Here is a 20,374-nt window from a genome sequence, read left to right as displayed (position 1 = left end):
TGACCGCCCTTACGGCTTCCCGCGCAGCAGATTGACGATGCCGGAGAAGTCCTTCCCCCCGAAACCGGCGTTGCAGAACAGCGCGTACATCTGCGCGGCTTCGCCGCCGAGCGGCAGCGGGCTGCCGGTGCTCTGCCCGGCCTCCACCGCCAGCTTCAGGTCCTTCAGCATCAGCGCGGCGGCGAAGCCCGGCTGGTAGTCGCGGTTGGCCGGCGAGGTCGGGACCGGACCCGGCACCGGGCAATAGCTGGTCAGCGACCAGCACTGGCCCGACGATTTCGACGCCACGTCGAACAGCTTCTGCGACTCCAGCCCCAGCTTCTCGGCGAGCGCGAAGGCCTCCGACACGCCGAGCATCGAGATGCCGAGGATCATGTTGTTGCAGATCTTCGCCGCCTGGCCGTTGCCCGGCCCGCCGGTGTGCACGATGGCCTTGCCCATCGCCGACAGGATCGGCTCGGCGCGGCGGAAGGCGGTGTCGCTGCCGCCGACCATGAAGGTCAGCGTCGCCGCCTCGGCCCCGCCGACGCCGCCGGACACCGGCGCGTCGACCATGGCGTGGCCCGCCGCCTCCGCCGCCGTGGCGACGGCGCGGGCGCTGTCGACGTCCACGGTGGAGCTGTCGATGAACAGGCTGCCCGGCTTGGCCTTGGCGATGATGCCGTCGGGTGCCGTGTAGACCTCGCGCACATGCTTGCCAGCGGGCAGCATGGTCACCACCACCTCGGCCTCCCCCGCCGCGGCGCCGGGGCCGGCGGCGATGGTGGCGCCGGCGTCGCGCGCGGCGGTGCAGGCGGCTTCCGACAGGTCGAAGGCCAGGACGGAGTGGCCGGCCTTCAGCAGGTTGCGCATCATCGGCGCACCCATGTTGCCCAGCCCGATAAAGGCGATCGTCGCCATAGCGTTTCCCCTCGTCTTTTTGATGCCGTCTTATTGTGCTGCCGTCAGCCGCCGGTCAGGTGGCGGGCGATGATGACGCGCATGATCTCGTTGGTGCCTTCGAGAATCTGGTGAACCCGCAGGTCGCGGAAAATCCGCTCGATCGGGTACTCCTTGATGTAGCCGTAGCCGCCGTGAAGCTGCAGCGCCTCGTTCACCACCTGGAACCCCGCATCGGTGGCGAAACGCTTGGCCATCGCGCAATGGGCGGTCGCCTCCGGCGATCCGGCGTCGAGGCTGGCGGCGGCGCGGTGGAGCATCAGCCGGGCGGCGTCCAGCTCCGTCGCCATGTCGGCCAGCTTGAACTGCAAGGCCTGGAAGGCGTTCAGCGGCTTGCCGAACTGCTTGCGCTCCGTGGTGTAGGCGATGGCCTGCTCCAGGCAGAAGCGCGCCCCGCCGACCGAGCAGGCTGCGATGTTCAGGCGGCCGCCGTCCAGCCCCTTCATGGCGATGCGGAAGCCCTCCCCCTCCTCGCCGATGCGGTTGGCGACGGGCACGCGGCAGTTCTCGAAGATGACCGCGGCGGTCGGCTGGCTCTTCCAGCCGAGCTTGTGCTCCTGCTTGCCGAAGGACAGGCCCGGCGTGCCCTTCTCCACGACGATGCAGGAGATTCCCTTGGGACCGGGCTCGCCGGTGCGGACCATGCAGACATAGACGTCCGAGGTGCCGCCGCCGGAGATGAAGGCCTTCGAGCCGTTCAGCACGTAATGGTCGCCGTCCCGCTCCGCCCGCGTGCGCAGCGCGGCGGCGTCGGATCCCGCCCCCGGCTCGGTCAGGCAATAGCTGGCAAAATGTTCCATGGTGGTCAGCGCCGGCAGGAAGCGGGCGCGCTGCTCCGGATTGCCGAAGCGGTCGATCATCCAGGAGGCCATGTTGTGGATGGAGATGTAGGCCGCCGTGGACGGGCAGGCCGCCGACAGCTCCTCGAAGATCAGCGCCGCGTCCAGTCGCCCGAGGCCGGAACCGCCGAACTCCTCCCCCACATAGATGCCGGCGAAGCCGAGTGCTGCGGCCTGCCGCAGGGTGTCGACGGGAAAGACGCTGTTCTCATCCCAGTGCGCGGCGTTCGGCGCCATTTCCTGCTGCGCGAAATCGCGCGCCGTGTCGCGGAACGCCTGCTGCTCCTCCGAAAGCGCAAAATCCATGCGCATCCTCCCCAGAACCGCAGTGGCCCGGAGTCCATGACGGATCTCCGGTTCTCATTGTTGGGTGGAAGGACTATCATGCTGGATACGCGCTGTCCATCTCTTGTATACAGAGACGGGGGCGGCGGAAGGCCGCGGACGAGGAAGGGGACACGCTCGGGATGAGCGACCGGATTGCCGCCAGCAAGACCACCGATAAGGGTGTCACCCGCGCCGACGAGGTGCGGCTCGCCATCGAGGAGGACATCTTCCTGGGCCGCCTGCGCCCCGGAACGCGGTTGGACGAGGAGAGCCTCGCCCAGCGCTTCAACATCTCCCGCACCCCGATCCGCGAGGCGATCCTGCAACTCGTCCACGCCGGGCTGGTGGAGAAGCAGCCGCGCCAGGGGGCGGTGGTGGCGCCGCTGAAGCTGCACCGCATGGTGCAGATGTTTGAGGTGATGTCGGAAATCGAGGGGCTGTGCGCCCGCTTCGCCGCCCGCCGCATGTCGGAGGAGGAGAAGCAGGCGCTGAAACACCTGCACGACACCTCGAAGGCGCATATGGAGGCGCGGGAGCTGGACGCCTATTACGCGGTGAACCGCTCCTTCCACGAGGCGGTCCAGGCGGGCAGCCACAACGAGCCGCTGCAGGAGATCGCGCGGGGGCTGTTCGCCCGGCTGGCCCCCTACCGCCGCTACCAGCTCAACCACCCCTACCGCGTCAAGGACAGCTTCAAGGAGCATGACGACGTGGTGGAGGCGATCCTGGCCGGAGACCCGGAGGGCGCCTACGCCGCCATGCGGCGTCACGTGACCATCCAGATCGACATCTTCACCGAGTTCGTGTCCATCATGGGCGGAAACGAAATACAATAACCCGGTCTTCCGTATACAAAAATGTGGCCGACGGTGGGCGCCCGTGCTAAACCCTGGGCACCGGATCACCGGGTGCATGGAGGGAATCGCAATGTCCGACGTGGGTGGCAATCTGTTCGAGCTGTTCCGTTCCCGCTTTCCGGCGGACCGCAGCCGCCCCTTCGCCGAGACCGAGCCCGGCACCGCCAACGCCCGCACCGTCACCTACGGCGACCTGGAAGCGCTGACCGGCCGCTACGCCAATCTGCTCGCCGACCTCGGCCTGAAGAAGGGCGACCGGGTCGCCGTCCAGGTGGAGAAGTCGGTCGAGAACATCATCCTCTACCTCGCCACCGTGCGGGCGGGCGGCGTCTTCCTGCCGCTGAACCCGGCCTACACCAAGGCGGAGGTCGAGTATTTCCTGACCGACGCCGAGCCGCACGTCTTCGTCGCCCGCCCCGAATCCGCCGACGCGCTGCGTGAGGTCGCCGACAAGGCCAAGGTCGCCCATCTGCTGACGCTCGGCACCCATGGCGAGGGCACGCTGCCGGAGCAGGCCGCCGGCAAGGGCACGGACTTCACGACCGTCCCGGCCGAGGCCGACGATCTCGCCGCGATCCTCTACACCTCCGGCACCACCGGGCGGTCGAAGGGCGCGATGATGAGCCACCGCAACCTCGGCTCCAACGCGCTGACGCTGCACAAATACTGGGGTTTCCAGCCGGACGACGTGCTGCTGCACGCCCTGCCGATCTTCCACACGCACGGCCTGTTCGTGGCGACCAACTGCGTGCTGCTGAACGGCTCCTCCATGCTGTTCCTACCGAAGTTCGACGCCGATCAGGTCATGGGGCTGCTGCCGCGCGCCACGGTGATGATGGGTGTGCCGACCTTCTACACCCGCCTGCTCGCCCACCCCGGCCTGACGCGCGAGGCGACGGCGCACATGCGGCTGTTCGTCTCCGGCTCGGCGCCGCTGCTCGCCGACACGCACAAGGAGTTCTCCGCCCGCACCGGCCACGCCATCCTGGAACGCTACGGCATGACCGAGACCGGCATGCTGACCTCCAACCCGCTGGACGGCGACCGCATCCCCGGCACGGTCGGCTTCCCACTGCCGGAGGTCTCCGTGCGCGTCGTCGACCCGGAGACCGGCGCGAGCCTCGGCACCGACGAGATCGGCATCATCGAGGTGGCCGGGCCGAACGTCTTCTCCGGCTACTGGCGGATGCCCGAGAAGACGAAGCAGGAGATCAAGCCGGACGGCTTCTTCATCACCGGCGACGTCGGCAAGGTGGACGGGCGCGGCTATGTCCACATCGTCGGGCGGGCCAAGGACCTCATCATCTCCGGCGGCTTCAACGTCTACCCGAAGGAGGTCGAGACGGTGATCGACGGCATCGACGGGGTGGTCGAATCGGCGGTGGTCGGCGTGCCTCACCCCGACTTCGGCGAGGCGGTGACCGCCGTCGTCCTGCGCAAGCCCAGCGCCGCCACCCCGGACGAGGCCGCGGTGATTGCCGTCTGCAAGGAGCAGCTCGCTAACTTCAAGGTGCCCAAGCGCGTCTTCTTCATGGAAGAGCTGCCGCGCAACGCCATGGGCAAGGTGCAGAAGAACCTGCTGCGCGACGCCCACAAGGACCTGTTCACCGCGGCAAAGGCGCGCTGAGGCGCGCCCGGCTTCCCCTCGCCGGTCAAATCCGTATAAGGTTCAGCGCTTTTTCCACCCGGCGGGTTGTGGACAGGCCATCGGCGACTCGATACGCTGCCGTATGGTCTCCGGAGTGTTACCGATGGAAGCGAAGACGCTGAACCGCGAATCCTGGCTGTCCGCCGCCTTTTCCGCCCTGGCGGAAGGCGGCGTCGAGCAGGTGCGGGTCGAGCTTCTGGCCAAGCGGCTGAAGGTGACCAAGGGCAGCTTCTACTGGCACTTCCGCGACCGGATGGAGTTGGTGGAGGCGATGCTGGAGGGTTGGAAGACCGGCCGCATCGAGGCGATCAAGGCGCAGACCCGGCTGGACGGCCGCACGCCCGCCGAAGGGCTGCGCTACGTGCTGTCGCTGTACGGCGGCAGCAGCAACCCGCGCGGCATCGCCATCGAACTGGCGATGCGCGACTGGGCGCGCCGCGACCCCCGCGCATCCGAGATCGTGGCGGAGGTCGACCGCGAACGTTTGCGTTGCGTGTCGGACCTGTTCGTCGGCATGGGGCTGGACCCCGACGACGCCTTCGCGCGGGCGTATCTGTTCTACTCGTTCATCTTCGGGGAAGGGCTGCTCGCCCGCTCCGCCGCGCCGGATCGGTTCGAGAAAGCGCGGGACATCTGCGGGAAGGTGCTGGTGCCGGAGGGGGTGTAGGCGCGTTGCCCCCACCCTTCCCACGGCTTCGCCGCGGGCCCCTTCCCTCCCCCGCTATCGCAGGAGAGGGAGTTTTATTCCCTCCCCCGCCCAGCGGGGGAGGGTCAGGGTGGGGGCAAGCGTCGCGACAACCCCACCTTCACGTCCCCGTCCCGCGCACCGGCGCGAAGGGCAAGCCCGCCTGATCCAGCGCACGGTCGATCACCTCGTCCGACGCGCCGTCGAACAGTTGCAGCAGCAGTTCATCCACCCCCCACTCGTTCGTCGGGGTCAGGGCGGCGAACAGGTCGGCCATGACCTCCGCCTGGAAATCGTCACGGCGGTTGTCGCTGCCCTCGTAGCCCATGCGCTTGGCGGTGGCGATCGCCACCTGGAAGGGCGGCACCAGGACCGGCGCGACCGACGCCTTCTTCAGCACCGCCCGCAGCCCAAGCGCCCCGTCGTCCCAGGCCAGCTTGCGGGCGTTCTCCGCCGGGATGCCGGCTTTCGCCCCCAGCCCCGCCGCGAACAGCGCGACGTCGCCCGCGCACAGCACGCGGAACAGCAGCGCCGCGGTGAAGCGCCCGTTGGCATGCAGCCAGCGGGCCACCGCCTCCACATCCTCGTTGCCGCGCAGCGCCGGGCGCAGAAGCCGCAGCGTCGCCGACTCGCGGCCGCGGTTGGCCAGCCGGTCCACCAGATCCTTGGACAGGCCATGGCTGTGGGCCAGCGTGGCGCGCACCGCGTCGGAGACGAAGGCGACCAGCCGTTCCACCACGGCCAGCGGCAGGCCGGGGCGGGTTGCCGCGGCCTCGCTGACCATGCGCACCCGGCCGAACCGGTCCAAGGCCCGGTGCAGCGCCGGTTCCGCCAATTCGGCGCCGGGGTTGCGCAGCAGCGCGGTCACCACCGCGACATTGCCGGTTTCGACGACGGCCCCGGCCACCCGCGCCGACACGGTGTGGCGGTTGGCGACGGCCATGTGCTTGCCGGCGTCGGGGTCCGCCAGCACGTCGAGCAGCAGCTCGTCGCTGAGGCTTCCGGCGTCGCGCAGGATCGGGAAGGCCACGCGGGCCACGTCCTTCACCAACCGCTCGGCCAGCTCCGCGGTCAGCATGGCGTTGTTGCGGATCTGCCAGGCCACCGCCTCGCGCACCGCGACCTGGGCGTCGGCGGCGAAGCAGTGCATGACCTCCAAAGCCAGCGACCGCTCGGCGTCGGTCAGCCCGCCTTTCTCCAGATCGCCGGCCAGCTTCCGCATCGTGTCGATGCGGGCCTCCGCCGACGAGGATTCGAGCAGACGCTCGACGTCGCGGATGGACAGGGATGAGTCGCTCATGTGCGGATGCCTGCGGATGAAAGATGCATAAGGCGTTTCAATCGAGCCACTCAATCGAGGCCCTGGCCGGCGTAGCGGACCATGTCGCCCCAGATGCGGTCGAGCCGGCGCAGCGTGCGGTAGGCGGCCTTCAGGTCGGCCGCCTCCGCCTCGTTGCGGACCAGCGCGGTGGCCTGCACCTGCTCCAGCGTGAACAGCTCGTCGCGCAGCGTCCGCCCCTTGTCGGTCAGGCGCAGGCGGGCCGTGCGGCGGTCGCGCTGGCTGGCGCCGCGGTCGATGTAGCCGGCCTCCACCAGGATCTTCAGGCTGTAGGACGCGTTGGACCCCAGATAGTAACCGCGCTCCATCAGGTCGCGGACCGACGGTTCGTCGTCGCCGATCAGCATGACCATCAGCGCCTGAACCGGCCCGATGTCGTCGATCCCCTGACGCAGCAGGCCGGCCCGCACGACGTCGAGGAACCGGCGGTGCATCCGCTCGATCAACCGGGCAAGCCCGTGATACTCGGCCAGTTCCGCCGCATCGATGGCATCCGGTTTGGTTTCGGCCGGCTTGGATTCGGCACCCGCCCGGCGCTGCGTGCTCATCCCTCTTTTCTCCGTCACTCGGCGGCCTGCGCCAGGGCCGGACCGCGGTAGCCGCCCGGATGACGGCGGCGCCAGTCCCACGCGCTGCCGATGATGCTGTCCAGATCGGGGAAGCGCGGGGTCCAACCAAGCTCGCTCCGGATGCGCTCCGACGAGGCGATCAGCACCGCCGGATCGCCGGCGCGGCGCGGCCCGACCTTCACCGGGACCGTCAGGCCGGTGACGCGCTCCGTCGCCTCGATCACCGCGCGGACGCTGTAGCCCGTGCCGTTGCCCAGGTTGAAGCGGACGCTCCGCGTCTCCAACGCCGGCAGCACCCGCAGATGCGCATCGGCCAAGTCGCAGACATGGATGTAGTCGCGCACGCAGGTGCCGTCCGGCGTCGGGTAGTCATCGCCGAAGATCTCGATGTGCGAGCGCCGGCCGCTGGCCGCGTCGAGCACCAGCGGGATCAGGTGGGTTTCCGGGTGATGGTCCTCGCCAATGATCCCGTTCGGATGCGCGCCGGCGGCATTGAAGTAGCGCAGGCAGGCGGAGCGCAGGCCGTGGCAGCGGTCCGCCCAATGCAGAGCGCGCTCAATGAAGAACTTGGATTCGCCGTAGGGGCTGCCGGGGTCGATGGTGGTTTCCTCGTCGATCGGCAGGCGCTCCGGCGTGCCGAACAGGTTGGCGGTCGAGGAGAAGACCATCTTGCGCACACCGGCCGTGGTCGCCGCGCGGATCAGGTTCAGCGAGTTGACGGTGTTGCCGTGCAGATAGAGATGCGGGTCCCGCATCGATTCACCGACCAGCGACAGGGCGGCGAAATGGAACACCGCGTCGAAGCGCCATTCGGCGAAGACACGGGTCAGCGCGTCCATGTCGGCAAGGTCGGCCTCCACGAAGGCGGCGTCGGACGGCACGGCGGCGCGGTGGCCCTGGCGCAGGTTGTCGAGCACGACGACCCGGAAGCCGCGGTCGAGCAGTTCGGCCACGCAGTGACTGCCGACATAGCCGGCACCGCCGGTCACGAGTACGGTCTGGGGCGTGTTCATCGTAAATATTCCTTGGATTTGAGAAATATTCGTCAGTCCAGGCACCCGCCGGCATCAAAGGATCGTACATCCCCCGGTGGCAAGTGCAAGAGTTCCGCGATGCACCATGCCGTCAATTCAGACGGAAGGCCAGTTGACGAAAAAGAGACATGGGCACCGCGCAAGGCTCGGCGTGTGATCGGAAAAATGTTTTGGAACAACATTTTACAGCGCTGCAAATACCTCTTTCGATCGTTGTCGGACGGGGTAAGGGCTCAAAGTTGTCACACGCCGCAGCGCAGCGTCGGACGTAAGCGGAAATGGCGCGGGACCAGTCTTCCCGCAATGGGCGGCCTTTGTCCGGACTTCGTCTCAAAAGGAGTTCATGCGACGCGGCCGCATCTCAACATTTCGTTAACCATGAAACCCTTTGCATGACCGGCTTCATGGCCCGCCCCCAAACCTGAGAACGCGGGACTCCGGAACGCGGCCGGAACGCAGGACGCAAGAAAAGGAATCGGCATGAGCGGTACGGATCGGACCCTGCTGACCCAAGCCTACCGGAAGATCGGACGCGGCCTGCTGCTGGCCGGCGCCCTCACCTTCTTCGTCAACATCCTGATGCTGGTGGTGCCGCTCTACACGATGCAGGTGTACGACCGCGTGATGAGCAGCCGAAGCCTGGAAACGTTGACCATGCTCGCGGTGATCTCCGTGGGCGGGCTGGTGCTGTACGGTGTGCTGGACTTCATCCGGGCGCGCGCCTTCCTGGTCTGCGGGGCGGTGATCGCGCACCGCTTCAACGTGCCGGCGCTTCAGGCCGCCATCGTGGACGCGCTGGGCGGCGGAACGCGCAACGCCGGCCAGACGATGCGCGACCTGAACGACCTGCGGAACTTCATGACCAGCAACGCCGTGGTGGTGCCGCTGGACCTGCTGTGGACGCCGATCTTCCTGGTCATCCTGTTCATCCTGCACCCGATCTACGGCTGGATCGCGGTGGGGTCGGCGCTGCTGCTGCTGACCATGAACGCGCTGACCGACGCGCTGACCCGCCGCCCCATCGCCGACGCGAACGAGGCGTCGGCCAAGGTCTTCGCCGACGTCGCCAGCACCGTCCGTCACGCCGAGGCCATCGAGGCCATGGGCATGCTGCCGCCGCTGGCCCGGCGCTGGCAGATGGCGCAGATCGGCTCCGCCTCGCTGATCGACCGCGGCGTGGTGCTGTCGCGCGGCATGGCCTCGGCCTCCCGCTCGCTGCGCCTGATCCTGCAGATCGCCACCATCTCCGCGGGCGCGGCGCTGGTCATCCGGAACGAGGCGTCGCCGGGCAGCATGATCGCCACCGGCATCATCATGGCCCGCCTGCTCCAGCCCTTCGAGCATCTGGTGGAGAACTGGCGGCAGTGGGTCGTCGCCCAGACCGCCCACAAGCGCATCCGCGAGCTTCTGAACGGCGAGGGCGCGCGGCGCAGCACCATGCCGCTGCCCCGCCCCGACGGGCGCCTGACCGTCGACCGCGTCAGCCATGTGCCGAAGGGCCTGCAGCGCCCGGTGCTGCGCGGCGTCTCCTTCGCGCTGGAGCCGGGGGAGGTGCTGGGGATCATCGGGCCGTCGGGGGCCGGCAAATCGACGCTCGCCCGCCTGCTCGTCGGCATCTGGGAGCCCACCGCCGGGGGCATCTACCTGGACGGCACCAGCACCTTCCTGTGGGAGCGCGAGAGCTTCGGCCAGTATGTCGGCTACGTCCCTCAGTCGGTGGCGCTGCTCGACGGCACCATCGGCGAGAACATTTCCCGCATGGCCCAGGCCGACCCGGCGGAGATCGTGCGCGCCGCCCGGCTGGCTGGAGTCCACGACATGATCGGGCGCCTGCCCTTCGGCTACGACACGCCGGTCGGCGAGAACGCCTTCGCCCTGTCCGGCGGCCAGCGGCAGCGCATCGCGCTGGCCCGCGCGCTGTTCGGCAAGCCCCGCCTGATCGTGCTGGACGAGCCGAACTCCAACCTCGACCACGAGGGCGAGCAGGCGCTGCTGACCGCGATCAACCACGCGCGCCGCGACGGTGCCACCATCGTGATGGTCGCCCACCGCCCCTCCATCGTGTCGGTCGCCGACAAGCTGCTCGTCCTCAAGGACGGCATGGTCGAGCATTTCGGTGAACGCACCGACGTGCTGAAGATGGTCCAGCCCGGCGGCGCCGTGAAGGTGGCCCGGCTGGTCCGGACGGGAGAATCCGCATGACCGACACGACGATTTCCCAGCCGGCGAACGCGCCGTCCCCCCTCACCGCCGCCTGGGCGCCGGTCATCGACGTGACGCCGCAAGAGCCGACGCTGCGCGGCACGGCGCTGGCGGGGGCGCTGGCCGTCGCCATCGGCTTCGGCGGCTTCTTCGGCTGGGCCTTCACCGCCAGCCTGGACAGCGCGGCCATCGCGCCGGGCACCATCATGGTGGAAAGCCACCGCAAGACCGTCTCCCATCTGGAGGGCGGCATCCTCAGCGAACTTCTGGTCAAGGACGGCGATCTGGTGACGGCCGGGCAGGTCCTGCTGCGGCTCGACACCACGCAGAGCGGCGCGGTGGTCGCCCAGCTTCACGGGCAGTACTGGACCTCGCTGGCCCGGCTGGCCCGGCTGCGCGCCGAGCAGACCGACGCCAAGGCTCCGGTCTACGCCGACGAGCTGGTGGCCGCCGCCAAGACCAGCTCCGTCGCCGCCGAGGCCCTGGCCGCCGAACAGCGCCTGTTCGAATCGCGGCGCGACGCCTATCAGGGGCAGATCTCCATCCAGCGCAAGCGCATCGGGCAGCTCCGCGACGAGCTGGTGGCGCTGGAGTCGCAGCGCGTCGCCGCCAACGACCGGCTGCGCTACACCCAGGAGGAGCTGCGGATCGTCGAGACGCTTCTCGCCAAGGGCTACGAGCGCAAGCCGCGCATGCTGGAGCTTCAGCGCAACGTCGCCGACACCAGGGGCCGGCTGGGCGAGATCCAGGCCGACAAGTCGAAGGCCGAGCAGGGCATCGCCGGGGCGGAGCTGGAGATCATCAACCTCGGCAACACCCGCCGGTCGGAGGTCGGGAACGAGCTTCAGACCATCCAGGCCACCGTGTCGGACCTGTCGGAGCGGCTGCGCAGCGCCGGGGACGTGCTGAAGCGCCAGGAGCTGGTCGCCCCCCAGGCGGGCCGGGTCACCAACCTGCGCTTCTACACGACGGGCGGCGTCATCCCGGCCGGCCAGGGCATCCTCGACATCGTCCCCCAGGACGACGGGCTGATCGTCGAGGCCCGCGTCGCCCCCGCCGACGTGCAGAACATCGACGTGGGCGGCAGCGCCATGGTGCGGCTGGTCGGCTACCGCCAGCGGCTGGTTCCGCCGGTGCAGGGGAAGGTCCTCACCCTCTCCGCCGACCAGCTCGAGGACGAGCGCACCGGGCAGGCCTATTTCCTCGCCCGGATCAGCCTCGACGCAGCGGCGCTGAAGGCCCTGCCGAACGTCGACCTGCATCCCGGCATGCCGACCGAGGTGATGATCCACGGGCACACCCGCAAGGCCATCGAGTATTTCCTGAGCCCCTTGACCGACGGCATGAACCGCGCCTTCCGCGAGAACTGACCTCGCCGCCGCACCGGATCATTTCGCACGCTCCCCCGTTGCCCAGCAGGCAGGAAAAGGAGCGTGCGAGCATGACCACCCAATGGGACCGGAACACCCTGAAGCGCGTCGCCGACGCCATCGGCGACGTCCATCTCTACGACAAGCACCACACCGGCGAGTTCATCGCCATGCGCCTGCGCGATTCGCTGGCCGACAGCCCCGGCTATGACCGGGCGGCGGTCGACGACAAGCTGATGCAGCTGGCGCGGGTCGCGCTGGACGCCGCAGAGGCCGGGAAAGCCTGATCCGACACAGGCGCAAGATAAAAATTTTCGTCCCCTCGGGGGCGTCGCCCACAGCCGTCCGGCGGCGTTCGGCCCGACATCGGCGCGTCGCCGGAACGGCTCGGGCCTCGGGCAATGCCCGTTCGGGTCGTCTCGTGGAGCGCCTTTCGAACGCCGTGCGCTCCCAAACGGACCGCACCGCTCCGCCCCCGCTTTCAAATTCCGGCTTTTAAAATCGCCTGTCCTTCTCGCCGGATTTTTTAAGATCCGGGGTTTTGAATGCGATGCAGCATCGGCGGCATCTCCGAAGTGCAATGATCAACGACATAATCCTAAGCCAAACGCATAGGACTTAAGGGCCGACTCAAGACATTTTGTCGAATTTCAGCAAAAACGCCCTCCTGGCGTCTTTAAAAGTATTGCGAGCGAACAATTTTGTTTCTTTTGTTAATTGTGGGTCTTCATCTTTGAAAGATGCCGTAAAAACGCCGATCTGCCGCGACGTACAAAATTAGATGTTTAGATTTTCGAAGGGCTTTGAAGCCAAGGTGACAGCAATGACGTAATGAACGTTGATGATTATTGTGTTTTGACTCTATGAACTCAAGATTTGCCTGGGTTTGACCTTAGTTTTGTCACAGCCCTGCCGAACGGTATTTGGGTAAAGGCTTGGGGGTACCTCGCCATTTCGGGGTAGGAAATCACCCACCCCACCGAATCCCATCGTTAAGGAGTATGATTCATGGCCACCCTTCCTGGCGGCAACTATGACGACATCGTCACCGGCACCAACGGCAGCGACTTCATCGACGGCGGCAACGGTGATGACATCCTGATGGGTGGCAACGGCGCCGACACGATCCTGGGCGGCGACGGGCGCGATGCCCTGTTCGGCGGCAACGGCGCCGATGTTCTGGGCGGCGGCAGCGGGGCCGATGTCCTCGACGGCGCCAACGGCAACGACACGCTGGATGGCGGGGACGGCGACGATTACCTGTCCGGCGGCAACGGCGACGATGTGCTGATCGGCGGCCGCGGCAACGACATCCTCGACGGCGGCAATGGTGACGACGTCCTGAATGGCGGCGACGGCGCCGACATTCTGAAGGGCGGCAACGGCGACGACGTCCTGACGGGCGGCGGCCACAACGATTACCTGGACGGCGGTGCGGGCAACGACATCCTGATGGGCGGCACCGGCGACGACATCCTGAAGGGTGGCGAGGGCGACGACTTCCTGTCCGGCGGCGACGGCAACGACATTCTGGACGGCGGTGCGGGCAACGACCTGCTGGTCGGCGGCGCCGGCAACGACATCTTCGTCTTCTCCGGCGGCGGCGGCCAGGACGTGGTTCTCGATTTCCGCGCGGGCGAGGACGTCCTGCAGATCGAGCGCAACATCAACGGTCTGGAGATCAACGACGCCTCCGATCTGGCGGCCCGCGTCACCGACATGGGCGGCAACGCCATGATCGATCTCGGCAACGGCGACAGCATCATGCTGAAGGGCGTTTCGGCCGACGAAGTTCACAACAACCCGAACGACTTCTTCGTCATTCACTAAAGCCGTAACCCACTCAGGTACCGGACCGGCGGCGTGCTGAATGCACGCCGCCGATGGGTCCGGCTAAGGAACGCATGACCGTGCTCGCCGTCCTGCCGGCCTCCGCCTCCATCGCGTCCGCCCAGCTCCATGCGCTCGGCGACGATTTCGTGCTCGCCTCGTGGGAGAGCGACGGACCGGAGCCCTCCGGCCGGGTCGTTCCCACCCTCGACGGCGAGGAGGTCCGGCCCCCCTACACCACCTTGTCCGTCCGGACGAGCTGGGGTGGGCAGCGGGTGCTGTCGATCCTGCGGGCGCCCCGGACCTCCGGTGCGCCCGTCCGTTTCGTCGCCCAGGGCCGCGTCGTCGCGGAGGTCCTGGCCGAACCACAGGTTCCCGACCCCGACCCCGCCTTCCTGCTCGGCAGCCTCGACGCGCCGTCGCGGCTGCGAGTGGTCCGTTTCCTCTTCGATTTCGCGCGCTCCACCCCGGCGCTGCGCAGCGACGGCGGCTTCGCCACGGTCTGCCGCCGCATGGTGCTGGAGCTGTCGCCCACCCCCTCCCCGCTCGTCGCCCGCGCCCTGGCGACCGACGAGCTTCTGCTCTGCGGCGGTTCGCTCTCGTCGGGCTTCGGCGAGGTGACGGGGGCGGTCATCATCACTCCGGGCGCCGTCGGCCCCTCCCCCTTCGACGTCTGCGTCGGCTCCGCTCTGGACCGGCGCGGGCGCGCCGCAATGTCGCTGCTGGTCGACAAGGCGCTGTGCGCGCCGGGCAACCTGCTGGTGGTGCTGGGCCGCAACGGGCTGGCCTGCCGCGCCTTCTCGGCCGTGGCACCCAACCTGCCGAGCCTGACCGAGCGGCTGTCCACCCGCCGCGACACGCCGCTGGAGCTGCGCCAGTACATTCTGAACGCGCTCGCCCGGCGCGGGCGGTCGGACGCCACGGCGGCGGCGGCGGTGCGCGAGCTCCAGGTGCTCGCCCCGCTGCCCAAGCGGCAGGTCGCCGACGCCAAGCGCTCGATCGGCGCCGCCCTCGACCTCGCGGTGCCGACCGGTGACGGCGGGCTGTTCCTGGCCGGCTGGGTGCACGATCCGCACGGCCTGTCGGGCGGCCTCACCGTGCACACGCCCTTCGGCGGCGAGCGTCGGCTGGAGGTGCTGGAGCACCGTTTCCCGCGCGAGGACGTGGCGAAGCTGTTCGGCACCGCCCCGTCCACCGACCGCAGCGGCTTCGTCGCCTATCTGCCCGGCGCGCCCGAGCCCGCCGCGGCGCTTCAGGTCCACGCGGAACTTCGCCTCGGCTCCGGCGGGTCGATCTGGCTGGTGCCGCCGCTGCGCCCGCTGTCCCCCGCCGACGCCCGCGCCGCGGTGCTCGGCAGCCTGCCGCCGCAGCACGCGACTCCGCTGGTTCTGGAAACGGTGATCGCCCCGGCCGTGGCACCGCTCCACGCCGCCCACATGGCGAGCCGCGGCGAGCCGGAAACCGTCGGCTTCGGGCGCGGTCCGGAGACGCCCGCCGTCTCGGTCATCATCCCGCTCTACAAGGCGCTGGAGTTCCTGCGCTTCCAGCTCTCCAGCTTCGCCACCGATCCCGGCATGGCCGGGGCGGAGCTTATCTTCGTACTCGACAGCCCGGAGCAGCGCGACGAGCTGGTGCACATGCTGCACGGCTTCCACGCGCTCTACGGCCTGCCGATGCGGGTGCTGGTGCAGCCGGCCAACTACGGCTACTCGGCGGCCAACAACGCGGGCGTCGCGGCCTCCGCCGGGCGGACCCTCCTGTTCCTGAACTCCGACGTGATTCCCGACCAGCCCGGCTGGCTGCCCGCCCTGCTCGCCGCGCTGGAGCGCGCGCCGGGGGCCGGGGCGGTCGGGCCGAAGCTGCTGTTCGACGACGACAGCCTGCAGCACGCCGGCCTCTACTTCGACCGCGACGTCCGCGGGCGCTGGTATAACCATCACTTCTTCAAGGGCCTGCCGCGCGACTTCCTGCCCGCCCGGCGGGAGCGCAGCGTGCCCGGCGTGACCGGCGCCTGCCTGATGATGACCCGCGAGACCTTCGACGCCGTGGGCGGCTTCTGCGAGGACTACGTCATCGGCGACTACGAGGATTCCGACCTCTGCCTGCGCATCCGCAAGGCCGGGCTGGACATCCGCTACGTCCCCTCGGTCGAGCTGTACCATCTGGAGCGCCGCTCGATCAGCCGGCACCAGGGCTACACCCGCGGCGTCGCCTCCGAATACAACGGCTGGCTCCACGCCCGCCGCTGGGCCGCGATGATGGAGGAGCTGGCCGCCCGCGACTGGAACGAGCCGCCGCCGCCGCCCGCGCTGGAGGACAGCCTGATGCGCCCCCTGTCGGCGGGCGCCCCCACGGACACCGCCCTTCCCGTTGCCGTTCCGGGCAAATCCCGCCTGTTCGGGCGCGCGACCCGGAACCGGAGCTGACCTGATGAACGAGATCCTGACCGGGCGCCGCCTCGCCGTCCTGCGTCGCAACACCGACCCGCGGCTGGAATGGCTGTGCGCGCAGATCGCCCGCAACCGCTTCCTGCCCGTGCCGCCGCCGGACCGCGTGTTCATCGGCGACGGCGACTTCCGGGCCATCGGGGCGGAGTTCTTGCGCCACTTCGTGCGCGTCGGCGGGCTGAAGCCGAAGCACCGCGTGCTGGAGATCGGCTGCGGCATCGGGCGCATGGCCGTGCCGCTGACCCAGTACCTCGATTCCAGCTACGACGGCGTGGACATCGTCGAGGACGGCATCCGCTGGTGCGCGGAGACGATCACCCCGGTCTATCCGGAGTTCCACTTCCGGACGCTCGACGTGGCGAACGCGCTCTACAACCCCGGCGGGGCGGAGGATGCGGCGCAGACCCGCCTGCCCTTCCCGGACGGCGGACACGACTTCGTGATCCTGACCTCGGTCATCACCCATCTGCGGACGGCGGAGACGGTGCGCTACGCGGCGGAGATCGCCCGCGTGCTGAAGCCGGGAGGGCGCTGCTTCCTCAGCCTGTTCCTGGTGGACGCCCGTGCGCGGGATGGCATCGCCAAGAAGACCGCCCGCCCGGCCTTCCTTGAGGCCGCCGGGCCGGAGTTCATCGCCGACGAGGCCAACCCGAACGCCGCCGTCGCCTACAGCGAGTCCTTCCTGCTGGACACCTTCGCGGCGCAGGGGCTGCGCCCGGCGCGCCCAATTCTGCGCGGCCACTGGAGCGGGCAGCGCAACGCCGAGAATTTCCAGGATCTCCTGGTTCTGGAAAAGGAGGGCGCGCGATGAGCCTGCCCCGCGTCCTCGTCGTCGCCCACAACCACCCCAGCCTGCACCCCGGCGGCACGGAGATCTTCGCGCACGAGCTGTTCGGCAGCCTGAAGGCCAAGGGGGCGGAGTCCCTGTTCCTCGCCTGCACCAACGGCGTCCACCGCGACCGCAAGCCCGGCACCAACCTCCAGACGCTGGGCCGCAGCGCCGACGAGGTGGTGCTGTGGGCCGGGCATTTCGATCACTTCTTCCAGAGCCAGATCGACCTGCACGGCATCGTGCCGGACCTGTCGAACCTGCTGCGCGCCTTTCAGCCGGACATCGTGCACATCCACCACACGCTGCTGCTGGGTGTGGAGATGCTGTTCCTGATCCGCCACGTCTGCCCGCGGGCGCGGATCGTCTACACGCTGCACGACTACTACCCGATCTGCGCCAACGACGGGCAGATGGTGACGACGAACGGCCACGCCCTGTGCCGCATGGCCTCGCCCGACGCCTGCCACCGCTGCTTCCCCGACCGGCCGGCCGACCAGTTCGTCCTGCGCGAGAAGCACATCAAGGCAATGTTCGGGCTGGTCGACCATTTCCTGGCGCCCAGCGCCTTCCTGCGCGACCGCTACATCGCCTGGGGCATCGACCCGGACAGCATCTCCGTCATGGAGAACGGGCGCCCGGCGGTCCGTCCGGCGCCGCACCGGCCGCTGCCCACGGGTGCGCCGCGCAACGCCTTCGCCTATTTCGGCAACCTGAATCCCTTCAAGGGAATCACGGTCGCGCTGGACGCCGCCGCCCGGCTGGAGAAGCAGGGGCAGGACCTGACTCTGGCCGTCCATGGCGGCGCGCCGTTCCAGACCGACGCCTTCAAGGACAAGGTCGAGCAGGGCTTCAAGGGCGCTCGCGGCACCGCCGTCCGTCACGGTCCCTACCGGCGCGAGGAGATGCCCGAACTGATGGCCGCCGCCGATTGGGTGGTGATGCCGTCGATCTGGTGGGAGAACGCCCCGCTGGTCATCCGCGAAGCCTTCCAGCACCGCCGCCCGGTCATCTGCAGCGGCATCGGCGGCATGGCGGAATCGGTGACCGACGGGGTGGACGGGCTGCATTTCCGGGCGGGGGACGCCGCGGATCTGGCGCGCGTGATGACGCGCGCGATGACCGAGCCGGGGCTCTGGGACCGGCTCGTCTCCAACATGCCGGCGGTTCCGACGACCGAGGAGTCCGCTGAAAGACACGTCATTCTCTATGACGACATAATGAACGGTCCGGGGGGAACGCATGGGCAGGGCTCGATTGCGGGGAGCATCGCGGTATGAAGGAACCGATCACCAAGGCCGACATCACGGCGGCCATTCTTCTTGACGACGACACGCTCGTCCTGTTCGGCGCCATCGACCGGGCGCTGCCCGCGCAGGGCGCCGTTCATCTCGACGGGTCGGTGGAGGGCCGCTACGCCGGACGCTCCTGGGCCGACGCGGAGGGCGAGCGTTGGTTCCTCGGCGGCATCCGCGTGCCGGGGCTGGCCCAGATGCGCCCGTCGCGCGTCGAACTGGCGGACGAGAAGGGGGAACGTCTCGTTCTGCCCCGCCTGTCCAACGTCCGCACCAACCCGTCGCACCTCGTCTCGGCGCTGAAGGGCTTCCAGCCCGGCGCGCTGGCCCTGGCGCTGGACTTCGCAATCCAGCTCGCCGCCTCCTCGAAGGAGGGGGCGGACAACGAGTCCGACCGCATCGGGCGCCTGCTCTCGGGCCTCGCCCAGGAGGTGTCGCAGCCGGACGGCTTCGCCGAGGTGTTCGGCCGCTTCCGCGACGGCAGCCTGATGCTCCAGGGCTGGGCGCGCAGCTTCCGCAACGGCGCACAGAAGATCCTGATCGAGGCCGAGGAGACCGCCGCCTACCGCGCCACCGCCGGGGCCTTCGCCCGTCCCGACCTGCCGCCGGAGGCGTCGGGCGTGATGGCGGTGCTGACCGACCAGACTCCGCTCCCCACCTCCATCCGCCGCATCCACTACCGCGCCGCCGAAGGCTGGCGTCATCTGGAGATCTTCGAGCACCGCACCATCCTACCCGACGGTGTGGCCTCCGCCCATGTGCGCGACATGCTGGGCAACATCCAGGACGCCGAGACGCGCCAGCGGATGACGCGCATCGCCGCGTCGCGCTACGACGGTGCGGAAACGGTGTCGCGGCTCGACATCCCGGTGCGGACCGGGCTGGACATGGCGCTGCGCGTGCCGGGGGCCGGGCTGTTCGTCGCCGGCTGGCTGCTCGACCCGACGCGGCAGGTCCGCGCCGTCACGCTGAAGGGACCGGGCGTCGCCGTCCGGCTGGACGAGGGCTGGTCGCGGCTCGCCCGCCGCGACGTGACGGAGGCCTTCCAGCATGACGGCCTGTTCGCCGGGCGCATGATCCCCGGCCAGGACCAGCACGGCTTCACCGCTTTCGCCGCCGAACCGTCGGGCCTGCCCCCGGGCGCCGAGTTCCATCTGGAACTGGAACTGGCCGACGACCGCTTCGCCTTCCTGCCGCTGAGCTGCCTGCCCCCCGCGCCGGAAGCGCTGCGTCGGATGCTGTCGCTGGTCAATCTGGACAGCCCGTCCATCGACACGCTGATCGCCCGCCATGTCGGGCCGATGCTGCGCACCGCCCGCGCCCGCTCCGGTGTCGCGCCGTCGGCGGGCGTGCACCCGATGGGCCGCCCGGTGAAGGCGCCGCGCGTCTCGGTGATCCTGCCGGTGACCGACGCGCGGGAGGACGTGGACCTCAACATCGCCCGCCTCGCCATCGACCCGGACTTCGCCGAGACCGAGCTGCTGGTGGTCGCCGCCGCCGGCACGCACGAGCGGCTGGGCGGGGCGGTCCGTCAGGCCGCCGCCTTCTACCGCATGGCCGTCACCTTCGTGGCCGCTCCGGACGCCACCGACGCGTTCGAGGCGATGGCCGCCGCCCTGCCCCACGCCCGCGGCGAGAGGGTGCTGACGCTCTCCCCCTCGGTCCTGCCGACCGAGAAGGGCTGGCTGTCGGCGCTGGAGCGGGTGTCGCGCAAGTCCGGCGGGCCGGTGATGGTCAGCCCGACCCTGCTCTACGAGGACCATTCGATCCGCTTCGCCGGCATCATGGCGGTGGAGGGTACTGACGGCACCAAGACCTTCGAGCGCCGCTTCGCCGGCTATCCGCGTGACTGGCTGAAGGAGCAGGACGCGGCGACGGTGGACGCCGCCGCCCCGGAATGCGCGCTGCTGCCCAAGGACGCGCTGATCCGGGCGCTGGCCACCATGGGGTCCTACATGGGGGCCGACCACAAGGGGCTGGATCTCTGCCTGCGCCTGCGCGCGCTGGGCGGGGCCTGCGTCTGGCTGCCCCGCGTCACGCTGGTGGCGCTGGACGAGCAGCCGCGCGACGCGCACGCCGACCGCTGGCGCCGCGCCGGCTCCATGGTGGACCGCTGGAGCTTCGAGGACATCTGGTCCGCCCGCGCCGCCGCCTGAGTCCCCTG

General features: G+C 69.1%; 16 protein-coding genes. 11 read left to right on the top strand and 5 right to left on the bottom strand.

Annotated elements, in window-relative coordinates; translation table 11 throughout:
* Positions 1-9: 9 nt before the first annotated feature.
* Positions 10-900, bottom strand: coding sequence for a 3-hydroxyisobutyrate dehydrogenase (gene mmsB, locus JJL56_RS26150; protein ID WP_200486871.1), 891 nt, complete (start codon positions 898-900; stop codon positions 10-12).
* A 44-nt stretch (positions 901-944) separates the two neighbouring features.
* Complete coding sequence (locus JJL56_RS26145) at positions 945-2,084, bottom strand: isobutyryl-CoA dehydrogenase (RefSeq protein ID WP_200486870.1); 1,140 nt, start codon at positions 2,082-2,084, stop codon at positions 945-947.
* Between the two features lie 161 nt (positions 2,085-2,245).
* Here JJL56_RS26145 and JJL56_RS26140 point away from each other — a divergent pair, with 161 nt between their 5' ends.
* The 3 genes from JJL56_RS26140 (at position 2,246) to JJL56_RS26130 (ending at position 5,277) form a co-directional block, all read left to right on the top strand.
* Positions 2,246-2,941 (top strand): GntR family transcriptional regulator, encoded by a 696-nt coding sequence (locus JJL56_RS26140; protein ID WP_200486869.1) that lies wholly within the window; start codon positions 2,246-2,248, stop codon positions 2,939-2,941.
* A gap of 91 nt (positions 2,942-3,032) precedes the next feature.
* On the top strand, positions 3,033-4,589 hold the full coding sequence (locus JJL56_RS26135) for a malonate--CoA ligase (protein WP_200486868.1): 1,557 nt from the start codon (positions 3,033-3,035) through the stop codon (positions 4,587-4,589).
* A gap of 124 nt (positions 4,590-4,713) precedes the next feature.
* A complete protein-coding gene (locus JJL56_RS26130; protein WP_200486867.1) occupies positions 4,714-5,277 on the top strand; it encodes a TetR/AcrR family transcriptional regulator in 564 nt (187 codons plus the stop codon).
* A 139-nt stretch (positions 5,278-5,416) separates the two neighbouring features.
* Here the strand turns inward: JJL56_RS26130 and JJL56_RS26125 are convergent, their stop codons facing one another.
* From JJL56_RS26125 to galE, 3 genes are read right to left on the bottom strand one after another with little or no spacing between them, the layout of a single operon-like run.
* The gene (locus JJL56_RS26125) at positions 5,417-6,595 is read right to left on the bottom strand and encodes a DUF2336 domain-containing protein (RefSeq protein WP_200486866.1); all 1,179 of its coding nucleotides are present in this window, start codon (positions 6,593-6,595) and stop codon (positions 5,417-5,419) included.
* Between the two features lie 50 nt (positions 6,596-6,645).
* Positions 6,646-7,182 carry a MarR family winged helix-turn-helix transcriptional regulator gene (locus tag JJL56_RS26120; protein WP_145624147.1) on the bottom strand — a complete coding sequence of 179 codons (537 nt, stop codon included), beginning with the start codon at positions 7,180-7,182 and terminating at the stop codon, positions 6,646-6,648.
* A gap of 14 nt (positions 7,183-7,196) precedes the next feature.
* On the bottom strand, positions 7,197-8,216 hold the full coding sequence (galE, locus tag JJL56_RS26115; RefSeq protein WP_200486865.1) for a UDP-glucose 4-epimerase GalE: 1,020 nt from the start codon (positions 8,214-8,216) through the stop codon (positions 7,197-7,199).
* A gap of 501 nt (positions 8,217-8,717) precedes the next feature.
* Here galE and JJL56_RS26110 point away from each other — a divergent pair.
* From JJL56_RS26110 to JJL56_RS26075, 8 genes are all read left to right on the top strand, one after another.
* Entirely contained in the window at positions 8,718-10,439 is a 1,722-nt protein-coding gene (locus JJL56_RS26110; RefSeq protein ID WP_145624153.1) for a type I secretion system permease/ATPase, read from the top strand.
* Positions 10,436-11,809 (top strand): HlyD family type I secretion periplasmic adaptor subunit, encoded by a 1,374-nt coding sequence (locus JJL56_RS26105; protein WP_200486864.1) that lies wholly within the window; start codon positions 10,436-10,438, stop codon positions 11,807-11,809. The genes JJL56_RS26110 and JJL56_RS26105 overlap by 4 nt, the downstream gene beginning before the upstream one ends.
* Before the next feature lie 71 nt (positions 11,810-11,880).
* Entirely contained in the window at positions 11,881-12,096 is a 216-nt protein-coding gene (locus JJL56_RS26100; protein WP_145624157.1) for a hypothetical protein, read from the top strand.
* Positions 12,097-12,817: 721 nt separating this feature from the next.
* Positions 12,818-13,639: a calcium-binding protein gene (locus JJL56_RS26095; RefSeq protein ID WP_200486863.1), complete on the top strand. Its 822-nt coding sequence runs from the start codon at positions 12,818-12,820 to the stop codon at positions 13,637-13,639.
* 74 nt (positions 13,640-13,713) lie between these two features.
* The gene (locus JJL56_RS26090; protein ID WP_200486862.1) at positions 13,714-16,065 is read left to right on the top strand and encodes a glycosyltransferase family 2 protein; all 2,352 of its coding nucleotides are present in this window, start codon (positions 13,714-13,716) and stop codon (positions 16,063-16,065) included.
* A 4-nt stretch (positions 16,066-16,069) separates the two neighbouring features.
* Positions 16,070-16,897 carry a class I SAM-dependent methyltransferase gene (locus tag JJL56_RS26085; RefSeq protein WP_200486861.1) on the top strand — a complete coding sequence of 276 codons (828 nt, stop codon included), beginning with the start codon at positions 16,070-16,072 and terminating at the stop codon, positions 16,895-16,897.
* Positions 16,894-18,195, top strand: a complete 1,302-nt coding sequence (locus JJL56_RS26080; protein WP_200486860.1) for a glycosyltransferase family 4 protein — start codon at positions 16,894-16,896, stop codon at positions 18,193-18,195. The genes JJL56_RS26085 and JJL56_RS26080 overlap by 4 nt, the downstream gene beginning before the upstream one ends.
* Positions 18,192-20,366 (top strand): hypothetical protein, encoded by a 2,175-nt coding sequence (locus tag JJL56_RS26075; protein WP_200486859.1) that lies wholly within the window; start codon positions 18,192-18,194, stop codon positions 20,364-20,366. Before JJL56_RS26080 ends, JJL56_RS26075 begins: the two co-directional genes overlap by 4 nt.
* The last annotated feature ends 8 nt before the right edge of the window (positions 20,367-20,374 follow it).

This window comes from Azospirillum aestuarii, assembly GCF_016632405.1.
GTDB classification, from domain to species: Bacteria; Pseudomonadota; Alphaproteobacteria; order Azospirillales; family Azospirillaceae; genus Azospirillum; species Azospirillum aestuarii.
The sequence above is the reverse complement of the archived record's forward strand: the minus strand, read 5'-3'. Positions and strand labels throughout refer to the sequence as shown.

What these genes read in the sequence shown, in the direction of transcription:
- galE (WP_200486865.1), bottom strand. Translation starts at nt 8,216, where the DNA reads ATGAACACGCCCCAGACCGTACTCGTGACCGGCGGTGCCGGCTATGTC.
- JJL56_RS26075 (WP_200486859.1), top strand. Translation starts at nt 18,192, where the DNA reads ATGAAGGAACCGATCACCAAGGCCGACATCACGGCGGCCATTCTTCTT.
- JJL56_RS26090 (WP_200486862.1), top strand. Translation starts at nt 13,714, where the DNA reads ATGACCGTGCTCGCCGTCCTGCCGGCCTCCGCCTCCATCGCGTCCGCC.
- mmsB (WP_200486871.1), bottom strand. Translation starts at nt 900, where the DNA reads ATGGCGACGATCGCCTTTATCGGGCTGGGCAACATGGGTGCGCCGATG.
- JJL56_RS26135 (WP_200486868.1), top strand. Translation starts at nt 3,033, where the DNA reads ATGTCCGACGTGGGTGGCAATCTGTTCGAGCTGTTCCGTTCCCGCTTT.
- JJL56_RS26095 (WP_200486863.1), top strand. Translation starts at nt 12,818, where the DNA reads ATGGCCACCCTTCCTGGCGGCAACTATGACGACATCGTCACCGGCACC.
- JJL56_RS26130 (WP_200486867.1), top strand. Translation starts at nt 4,714, where the DNA reads ATGGAAGCGAAGACGCTGAACCGCGAATCCTGGCTGTCCGCCGCCTTT.
- JJL56_RS26110 (WP_145624153.1), top strand. Translation starts at nt 8,718, where the DNA reads ATGAGCGGTACGGATCGGACCCTGCTGACCCAAGCCTACCGGAAGATC.
- JJL56_RS26125 (WP_200486866.1), bottom strand. Translation starts at nt 6,595, where the DNA reads ATGAGCGACTCATCCCTGTCCATCCGCGACGTCGAGCGTCTGCTCGAA.
- JJL56_RS26145 (WP_200486870.1), bottom strand. Translation starts at nt 2,084, where the DNA reads ATGGATTTTGCGCTTTCGGAGGAGCAGCAGGCGTTCCGCGACACGGCG.
- JJL56_RS26080 (WP_200486860.1), top strand. Translation starts at nt 16,894, where the DNA reads ATGAGCCTGCCCCGCGTCCTCGTCGTCGCCCACAACCACCCCAGCCTG.
- JJL56_RS26100 (WP_145624157.1), top strand. Translation starts at nt 11,881, where the DNA reads ATGACCACCCAATGGGACCGGAACACCCTGAAGCGCGTCGCCGACGCC.
- JJL56_RS26085 (WP_200486861.1), top strand. Translation starts at nt 16,070, where the DNA reads ATGAACGAGATCCTGACCGGGCGCCGCCTCGCCGTCCTGCGTCGCAAC.
- JJL56_RS26120 (WP_145624147.1), bottom strand. Translation starts at nt 7,182, where the DNA reads ATGAGCACGCAGCGCCGGGCGGGTGCCGAATCCAAGCCGGCCGAAACC.
- JJL56_RS26140 (WP_200486869.1), top strand. Translation starts at nt 2,246, where the DNA reads ATGAGCGACCGGATTGCCGCCAGCAAGACCACCGATAAGGGTGTCACC.
- JJL56_RS26105 (WP_200486864.1), top strand. Translation starts at nt 10,436, where the DNA reads ATGACCGACACGACGATTTCCCAGCCGGCGAACGCGCCGTCCCCCCTC.